A 1,344-nucleotide genomic window follows, 5' to 3' on the forward strand; every position below is an offset into this window, starting at 1 on the left:
GTTATTTCGCCAAAAATTTCAGACGATATTTTGAAAAAAGCTAAAGAAAAAGCAGATCTTATTCGCAAAAGAATTATAGATAAAGAAATATCTTTTTCAGATGCAGCTAAAACGATGTCTGATGAAAAAGAAACTCGTGCCAACGGAGGTCAATTGGTCAATCCTAAAACACAGGATATTCGATTTGAATTGACCAAAATGGATCCTACTTTGTATGGTCGTGTTGTGAATTTAAATAATAACGAAGTTTCAAATGCTTTTGTTGACGAAGATGAAAAAAGTAAAAAAACTTATAAACTGATAACAGTAACCAACAAAATTCCTGAGCATACAGCAGATTACGCTAAAGACTATATAAAAATTAAAGAACTTGCACTCAAAGAAAAGCAAATAAATGCTATTGGTAAATGGACTGAAGAGAAGATTAAAGAAACTTATGTTCAAATTAATGACGAATATAAGAAATGTGTATTTGCAAATAAATGGGTAAAATAATAAAATCTTCAGTATTTGGTTTTTATTACTGAGTTTATTTTGGAATATAAAGCCTTATCCTTAAAATTATAAATCGCAATGTCAGACGTAGCAGCAATACAAAATCTAGTTCAAAAAAGACTTGAACTCAAAAAAGAAATATCCAAAGTAATAGTTGGTCAAGAGGCTGTTGTAGATGAAATATTACTAAGTATTTTTTCAGGTGGGCATGCACTTTTAGTAGGTGTTCCAGGACTGGCAAAAACATTAATGGTCAATACAATAGCACAAGCATTGGGTTTGGATTTCAAACGTATTCAATTTACTCCAGATTTAATGCCATCCGATATTTTAGGGAGCGAAATTCTAGATGAGAACCGTCAATTCAAGTTTATAAAAGGACCTATTTTTTCGAATATTATTCTTGCCGATGAGATTAATAGAACACCACCAAAAACCCAAGCGGCTTTGCTTGAAGCGATGCAAGAACGGGCAATTACAATTGCTGGTCATAATTATAAATTAGATTTGCCTTATTTTGTACTTGCGACACAAAACCCGATAGAGCAGGAGGGAACTTATCCTTTGCCAGAAGCCCAATTGGATCGTTTTATGTTTTCTATAAAGCTTGATTATCCTAGTTTTGAAGAAGAAGTAAATGTTGTAAAAAGCACAACTTCGGACAAAAAAGTAACTATAAATTCTTTGTTTACAGCTCAAGAAATAATCGATTTTCAAAACCTTATTCGTCGAATTCCTGTTGCGGATAATGTAATAGAATATGCCGTAGCCTTGGTTAGTAAAACAAGACCAGACAATAAATTATCAAACGAATTTATTAAAAATTATATAGACTGGGGAGCAGGTCCA

At 32.2% G+C, this 1,344-nt stretch carries 2 protein-coding genes; both read left to right on the forward strand.

Annotated elements, in window-relative coordinates:
- On the forward strand, positions 1-495 hold a 495-nt coding region (locus tag RMO83_RS07415), incomplete at its 5' end, for a peptidylprolyl isomerase (RefSeq protein ID WP_310559040.1).
- Between the two features lie 78 nt (positions 496-573).
- Positions 574-1,344, forward strand: a 771-nt coding sequence (locus RMO83_RS07420; protein WP_310559041.1) for an AAA family ATPase, incomplete at its 3' end; no start/stop codon positions are given.

This window comes from Flavobacterium sp., from assembly GCF_031423415.1.
GTDB lineage: Bacteria > Bacteroidota > Bacteroidia > Flavobacteriales > Flavobacteriaceae > Flavobacterium.